Raw genomic sequence first — 6,879 nt, 5'->3', positions numbered from 1 at the left:
CGGTCGCCCGTGTGGTCGAAGGGTGGCGCTCATCTCCCCAAAAATCCAAAATCACCCTCTTTCACCTTCTTCATCGAACGAGCGGGCTGAAGCAGTTTGGAGTAGGGCGAGGACCCGCCCCGGCTTACGAAGAGGCCCTTGCGGCCCCAATCGTTGAGAGTCCGGGAGAGAAATTTCGGTTCGGGTATGCGGACGTACAAGCCCTCGGCGCTGTCCTGGAACGGACGGATGCAAAACGGACGGATGCAAAAAGCCCAATGATGAAAGAACGCCTTTTCCTGCCGCTGGGCATCCCTGGAGGCCGCTGGTTGTGGGTAAGCCAGAATTCCGAGAGTGAAACGTCGGCGGGTTCTCCTCAAGCGCCTCCCCTCAGCATGCGCCTCTACGACGGTGCGCACCTTACGGCTCGGCACCTGGGGCGGATCGGGCAGATGCTCCTGCAGGGCGGGCAGTGGAAGGGCAAGACCATAACCGAGAACCTGGATCTCCTCACCGAACCGACCCAGGCGAGTCCTGGGTACGGGGCGGGCGTCTGGCTCAACGTGCCCCTCGACTCGATCCCGCAGGCCCAGTTCGAGAGGTTCTGGTCCCAGGTCCCGGAGAGCATCCTACTGGCCCACGACAAGAAGCGCCTCATTTACGACGGCGCCCCTCCGCAAATGCATATGGCCGCAGGTCGCTACAACCAACGACTCTACGTCCTCCCGTCTAAGGAAATGGTGATCGTTCGGCTTGGGCGAGCGAACCGGACTTGGAGCGACGCAGAGTTTCTAGCCCGACTTTTGGATGGAAAGAGTCTGTGATGCGAATCAGAGGTTGAGTTGAATCATCGTCTGCAGGCTCTGAGGGCACTTCAAACAGGACTCTTCGAAAAGCGCATCGCCCTCAGCAGCGGCTTAGGACCGATTTGGCGGTTCAACACCTGATCGGCATCTGTGAGAGTCAACTGCCTCAGGCGAAGGAAATGTAAGGGCCGAATTCCCAGGGCTAACGCATGAGATTACTATGAAGGAGTTGGCCCATATAGTTGTTGTCCCAACTCGCCTGTTTGTGGCGGCTTCGGATGCGGGTCCAGACCCCCAAATCGCTCTTTGGGAGGTGCAGAGCGGGTTTGGACCTCCAAAACCTTTGCGAGATCGGCTGTTTTACTCGCTTTGCGGAAAACGACACTTGGTAGGTCTCCATCTCCGCGACGGATACAGGAACGGCAATGACCAGCACATCTGTCAGCGGATCGGAGACGTTGGCCTTCTCTTGGGAGACATTTAAGCCCGAAAAGGAGTCAATCAGCAGATTCATGGGCACGGGATCAGGCGAAACGGGAGGAAAAGTGGGCGTACGGCCTATCTTGGGCTCTCAGTCTCCGCTTCCTTCACATCAATCTCATGCGTTAGCCCTGCAAGCGCGAGAAATGCATTGGCGGCCGTCCCCCACCGCTCGAACGGCTTCCATCGGTCAGGTCCAGGCCGGCCGTGGCGGTAGGTGACCAGGGCGACCGCAGGGATCATCATCAGAAGGCCGAAAAGGATCGCGCGACCGAGGTATGGAGAAACCAAGTACTGGTTGGTGAGCCACTGCATCAGTTCGAACACAGTCCACGTCACGCCCAAATACCCGGCCAGGACCTGCGGGACGCGCCGTTCAATCAGGTCCGAAATCAGCGACCCGCTAGCACGCTTCGCCGAATCACCCGCCTGATTTTGTGCTGGCGCGGAGGAGGTTTCCTCCCGGTCGTCAAGACGGTCCGGGTCGCCAGGACGGTCTAGGTCGCCAGGACGGTCTAGGTCGCCAGGACGGTCTAGGTCGCCAGGACTGCGGGACCGGTCCTTCTGGGTGGGGCCATCGCTCGCCTCGGTACTGTCGTCCTGCCCTTGGCCGGTAGAGGTGTTTCGCTCGCCAGAGGCATTATCACCGGGCATAAAGAAGCGACTGTCTTCTCAATCGGGGGATGGAGATCGTAGTGCCTGTCGGAAACCGACCCTGCAGCGCCCGTCGGGAGCCAGCCATAGCGCCCGGCTGTGTGACATAGCTTGTGCCACATGGCCGTGGCACGAAGCCTGTCGCAGCGAAAGGTCGTAACAAGAGGTCGTGACGAAAGAAACCAGTGGTTTCAGTTCGACGATAGCAGGTCGAACCAAGAGGACTGGCGGCACTGCCCAAACGTTAGAAAACTGGGCTCATCACGTTCCTTCACTGCCGGAAGGACAAAAGCCGTGGTTTTTGAGACGGACAGAGCAGCCGATAAACGGGGGGAATTTGTTGGCAGTCCGGTGGTGACTGGAAACCCCCCACAGCTCCATCGGGACATCACTGATTCGGCAAACGGAGCACCTCGCGGAGCTGTCCTGGGAGAGGATCGAGCCGAAACGTGGCCTCTCCCGTTTCCATCCGGACACTGTCGGCCCGGCTGATCTGGCGGGCCTTCGGTTGACTTAACGCGAGCCTCTTCACCTCAAACGTGAGTTCCTCCCCCATCCTCTTGCTGTCACCGGTGCGCTGGAGGGGAGCTTCCATCTCCGTGCCGTCGGCCACCAAGCGCACGGCACCCGCGTCCTCAAAATTTTGGGTTGTCGACACCGTGATCAGCATCACGGAAATCGTCCCCTCCCCCAGGGCAAACGTATAAGATTAGTGTGAAGGGAACGGGGTCCGGCGTCCTGTAATAGGCCGAAGGCCCGTTTTTCCCTTGTTCCGCCTGATCCGGCCTATGAATGTGCTTACCGGCAGATTTTCCGACCTCTCGGACCCGCGAGAAACCGGAAAAGTCATATATCCGCTCACCGACGTACTGGTAATCGCCGTCTGCGGGGCAATCGCCGGGGCTGAAAGCTACGAGGACATCGTTCTGTACGGAAAGAGCAAAACGTCTTGGCTCTCCGAGTTTCTGGAACTGGACAATGGCATTCCCTCGCACGACACCTTTCGCCGGGTATTCGGCCTGATCGACTCGGAGTCCTTCGAGGCATGCTTCGCTGATTGGGTCAGATCACAGGCAGATGATCCCGATGGAGAGATCGTGGCTATCGATGGAAAGACTGTCCGGCGCTCCTTTGACCACGAGAAGGGCAAGTCCCCTCTTCACGTCGTCAGCGCGTGGGCAAGCGAACAGTCTCTCGCTCTGGCCCAGGAGGTCGTCGATGAGAAATCGAATGAGATCACTGCTATTCCAGAGGTGTTGGATACCCTTAATCTGGAGGGAGTGCTGGTTACGATCGACGCGATGGGTTGTCAAATAGACATCGCCGAAGAGATCCTGGAGGAGAAGGCCGACTACCTGCTGGCTCTGAAGGCAAATCACAAAACGGCCTATAGGGCCGTTCAAGACCATTTTGACGAAAGATGCTTCGGGTCGGGAGCCTTCGAACGTGGGGCTCGGTCCCGACTTCGAAGCGATGGATTCGACGAATCCCACGGTAGGAGCGTCCGTCGCAGGGTGTTCGCCTGCGAGAAAGCTGCCGAACTTGAGGCCCTTTCGGAGTGGCCTGGGCTCCAGTCTGTCGTTGGGATTGAGACCATTCGAACTGTGAAAGGAGAAGCTGAAACGACGGCAGAAATCCGATACTTCCTGTCCAGTCGAGAAGCAAACGACGAGGCCCTAAAAGATGCCGCTCGCAGGCACTGGTCCATTGAGAACAGTCTGCATTGGGTGCTCGACGTCACCTTCGGTGAAGATCAGAGTCGCGTTCGTGATGAAACCGCCGCGAGCAATTGGGCGGTCCTTCGGAAAATGGCCCTGAACCTGTTGAAGAGCGATTCAGAGGCGGACACCAGCATCAAGGGCCGGAGAAAACAGGCAGGATGGGACAACGACTACATGGGAAGACTCCTTCATGGTAATCTTATACGTTAGCCCTGTCCCCTCCCCTTCTTTCTTGCGGACCTGGAGCTTTGCTGTGGGAACCTCGCCATCGGGCTGATGGGTCACGGTCACGTCTTCAGATGCGCAGTTGACCTCGAAGTTGGCTTCCGCATCCTCAAAGCCATCAGGATCTTGCTTGCAGTCTTGAGCCACGGCGGGGGGCGGGCAGAGGAGAACGGCGGCAAGAACAGCAGGAACTAGGCGTCGGGGCATAGCAGCAGGGAGATCAGATTTTTTTCTACAGAGGATTTCTGCCTGCAGAGACAGCACAGTTGGTCTCAAAGTTGGCCGAGCAGCCTTGCCGGAAGACGTGGCGAGCTGACTTTTCTCGGGCCGCTTTGCGTTTTCCAAAATCATAAAGCAGTACCCCAGGTCGTCAAATGGGAACTGTGACGCTGCGGAAAAGCCCGTCCCGACTCCATCGTGCACGCTGTCCAGTCAGCCGCGTGGGGACTGCCCGGTAGTTTTCGACATGAGCATGGGCCGGGGATAAAACGATCTGCGATAGGCAGGCCGGCCTGGTGGTGCAGACGGGTAGACGGGCAACCGTAAGTCGGTTTATGATTTCGTGGTTTTTGGACAGTCAAGATGACTCTTGTCGGCAAGCAGGCGGCCCGGACGCGGCCTAAAAATGGAGAGGAGCCGTTCGCGGCGGACGAGGAGCTGCACATGAGGGAGACGACGCGAAGACCGCAATGCGTTTGGTTTGATGAACACGGTAGAAACCTGTATTGTGCAGACATGCGCGGGCCAGTCGGCCGGGCGTTGTTATGCGGATCGCTTCGTTATGCGGATCGCTTCGGCATAACACTCACGCTATGTCGCGGGTCCGTTGTAACGCACCAAGTTAGCCGACCTGCCGTTACATACTGTGCCGATCCACATGATGGGATATGACGGAATCGATCGGCATAAGATATGTTGCGCCGAAGAGGATGCGTAAAGAGGGAGACCTGGTCCTTACCTCTGCATGACACCGCTATCATACAAATCACTGAGAAACCTCTCCCATTTATGGGTAAAAAGCCCTTCTTCCGAAAAGTCGGTCAAGTGCTCGTGGTCTCGGGAACGTGGGCTTATCTCGTATTCGACCTTACCTTCACTGGAGGATTTCTTGCTGGTGGGGGAGTAGCACTACTCGGATCTCATACCGAAGTCTCTCCAGAGCGAAAGGCTAAGTTGTTCACCCTACTGCAGAAACTGGGAGTATTCAAGAGGGGGGATCAAAAAGGTGCGGCGTAACCCTGCGCTAGAGGTGACGGAGGGCTTTTGCTTACGTCGGGTGTGGTCTGTTAGGAAGTTTCGGCTTCGCTGAACAGACGTATCAACGCCGGAAAATGGAAACCCCGCCCAGCGTTGTCATTCTGTTCGGGGTGAGTTCTGTCTGGCGTTTTCCCGCCCTCCGCACCTCAGCTAGATCGTTATAACGCACGATAAATTGGAAGTAACATGGCTTTCAGTAAGTTGCACCGCTACATTGATTCTGTGTATGCGGAGTACATTGAGGATCGTCACGTGATGGTCAGGGGCACCGCACTGACCCTGATTTACTTCGCTGTCGGGCTTGTCGGGTTTGAAGTGGCCGGTGCTGTGGGGGAGAATGCCTTGACGAATGCCTTGACCATTCCTTCTTCTGAAGATCTGACGTTTCTTGCAGGCGTGGCTCTCGCCGGGGGTGCATTCAAGGTGTCTGGACTCAGCCATGCCTTGAAACGACACAGGGAGCGAGAGACAGATATGCGACCCGCTTACCTCGTTGTCATGGGACTGGCGGGGGGGAGCATGCTGTATGTGGGGACGGCACTATTTCAGCCGATACGTCAGACAAGCGACTGGGCCGTGCCTGCAGGGATGTTTCTGGTTCTGGCGATCCTTCTGCTGGGGAGCTACGCGCTGTATCTGAAAGAGAGGATCCGCTTCATGAAGCGCGGTGAGGCCTGAAGCGCGGTGAGGCCTGAAGCGGGGTGCGTTATGACCCCTCATTGCACCTGACCGTGGGCTGCTGCAGTTTTCATGCGATGGTGCACCGTTTGCCTCGCTCCTACCTCAGCGCTACCCACGGCAGGTGAATCGTCCCGTTACAGCGACCCAAGACAAGAACACAAGACAAGAACAGATTTGGAGTTGACCCGCTTTTGTGGACACCGCGCGGCTTTCATGCCGCGACGGGTGAATGAGGTTCCTCGGATTGCGAGTGATGGTGCGAATGGTACTCGTCCTCGTAATCTACCGGAGAGAGGTAGCCGATGGTGGAATGGAGCCGATCGGGGTTGTACCAGCCCTCGATGAATCTGAAGATTGAACGTCGAGCCTCTGATCGGTCGGCAAACGTCTCTTGTTCGATCAGCTCGCACTCGAGGGTCGCAAAGAACGATTCGCAGAGAGCATTATCGTAGCAGTCCCCAACCGAACCCATCGATGGACGCACGCCTGCATCCTCGCAGCGCTGGCCGAACCCGACTGCCGTATACTGAGATCCTTGATCGGAATGATGAACTGTCCCTTCCGGATCCCGCTGCTGGGCGGCCATGTCCAGCGCCTTGAGCACTAACTCGGTGCGCATGCGGGAGGCCATAGCCCAGCCAACAACGCGCCTACTGAATGCATCGAGAACAACTGACAGGTACAAGTACCCGGCATTGGTCGGCACGTAGGTGATGTCCGCTACCCAAAGCTGGTCAGGCTCCTCGGCGCTAAAATCGCGCTCTACGAGGTCCGGAGCTGGCCGCGCACCTTCCTCCCGGATCGTCGTAGAGGGCCGTTTGCGGCGGCTTACGCCCCGTAGGCCAGCCTCTTTCATGAGCCGAGCCACGCGCTTTTTGCCGATGCGGATGCCCTTGTCTCGTAAAGCAGCATGCACGCGGGGCGAGCCGTAGGTGCCTCTCGATCGGTCGTGGATCTCGCGGATTTTTTCGGTCAACATCGCGTCTTTTTGGGCTCGCTTGGAAGGCCCACGGTTCTGCCATGCGTAGTAGCCACTCCGGCTGACACCGAGGACTCGACACATGGCACTAATTGGG

General features: G+C 57.6%; 7 protein-coding genes. 3 read left to right on the top strand and 4 right to left on the bottom strand.

Annotated elements, in window-relative coordinates; translation table 11 throughout:
* Nucleotides 1–803: serine hydrolase domain-containing protein (locus B7R93_RS07120; protein WP_198598616.1), on the top strand; the 803-nt coding region annotated here is incomplete at its 5' end.
* Between the two features lie 184 nt (nt 804–987).
* Here B7R93_RS07120 and B7R93_RS07115 read toward each other — a convergent pair.
* From B7R93_RS07115 to B7R93_RS07105, 3 genes are all read right to left on the bottom strand, one after another.
* The gene (locus B7R93_RS07115; protein WP_103020121.1) at nt 988–1,299 is read right to left on the bottom strand and encodes a hypothetical protein; all 312 of its coding nucleotides are present in this window, start codon (nt 1,297–1,299) and stop codon (nt 988–990) included.
* Between the two features lie 44 nt (nt 1,300–1,343).
* Nucleotides 1,344–1,919 carry a hypothetical protein gene (locus B7R93_RS07110; RefSeq protein WP_103020120.1) on the bottom strand — a complete coding sequence of 192 codons (576 nt, stop codon included), beginning with the start codon at nt 1,917–1,919 and terminating at the stop codon, nt 1,344–1,346.
* Nucleotides 1,920–2,307: 388 nt separating this feature from the next.
* Nucleotides 2,308–2,592, bottom strand: coding sequence for a hypothetical protein (locus B7R93_RS07105; RefSeq protein WP_157942237.1), 285 nt, complete (start codon nt 2,590–2,592; stop codon nt 2,308–2,310).
* 115 nt (nt 2,593–2,707) lie between these two features.
* Here B7R93_RS07105 and B7R93_RS07100 point away from each other — a divergent pair, with 115 nt between their 5' ends.
* Both B7R93_RS07100 and B7R93_RS07095 read left to right on the top strand, forming a co-directional pair.
* A complete protein-coding gene (locus B7R93_RS07100) occupies nt 2,708–3,850 on the top strand; it encodes an ISAs1 family transposase (RefSeq protein WP_103020118.1) in 1,143 nt (380 codons plus the stop codon).
* Between the two features lie 1,458 nt (nt 3,851–5,308).
* A complete protein-coding gene (locus tag B7R93_RS07095) occupies nt 5,309–5,800 on the top strand; it encodes a hypothetical protein (RefSeq protein WP_103020117.1) in 492 nt (163 codons plus the stop codon).
* A 214-nt stretch (nt 5,801–6,014) separates the two neighbouring features.
* Here the strand turns inward: B7R93_RS07095 and B7R93_RS07090 are convergent.
* The coding region (locus B7R93_RS07090) for an IS3 family transposase (protein ID WP_232798142.1) at nt 6,015–6,879 on the bottom strand (865 nt) is incomplete at its 5' end.

The sequence above is a fragment of the Salinibacter altiplanensis genome (assembly GCF_002894645.1).
In the GTDB taxonomy this organism is placed as follows: domain Bacteria; phylum Bacteroidota; class Rhodothermia; order Rhodothermales; family Salinibacteraceae; genus Salinibacter; species Salinibacter altiplanensis.
This window is presented reverse-complemented; position numbering and strand designations above follow the sequence as displayed.

What these genes read in the sequence shown, in the direction of transcription:
- B7R93_RS07115 (WP_103020121.1), bottom strand. Translation starts at nt 1,299, where the DNA reads ATGAATCTGCTGATTGACTCCTTTTCGGGCTTAAATGTCTCCCAAGAG.
- B7R93_RS07110 (WP_103020120.1), bottom strand. Translation starts at nt 1,919, where the DNA reads ATGCCCGGTGATAATGCCTCTGGCGAGCGAAACACCTCTACCGGCCAA.
- B7R93_RS07100 (WP_103020118.1), top strand. Translation starts at nt 2,708, where the DNA reads ATGAATGTGCTTACCGGCAGATTTTCCGACCTCTCGGACCCGCGAGAA.
- B7R93_RS07095 (WP_103020117.1), top strand. Translation starts at nt 5,309, where the DNA reads ATGGCTTTCAGTAAGTTGCACCGCTACATTGATTCTGTGTATGCGGAG.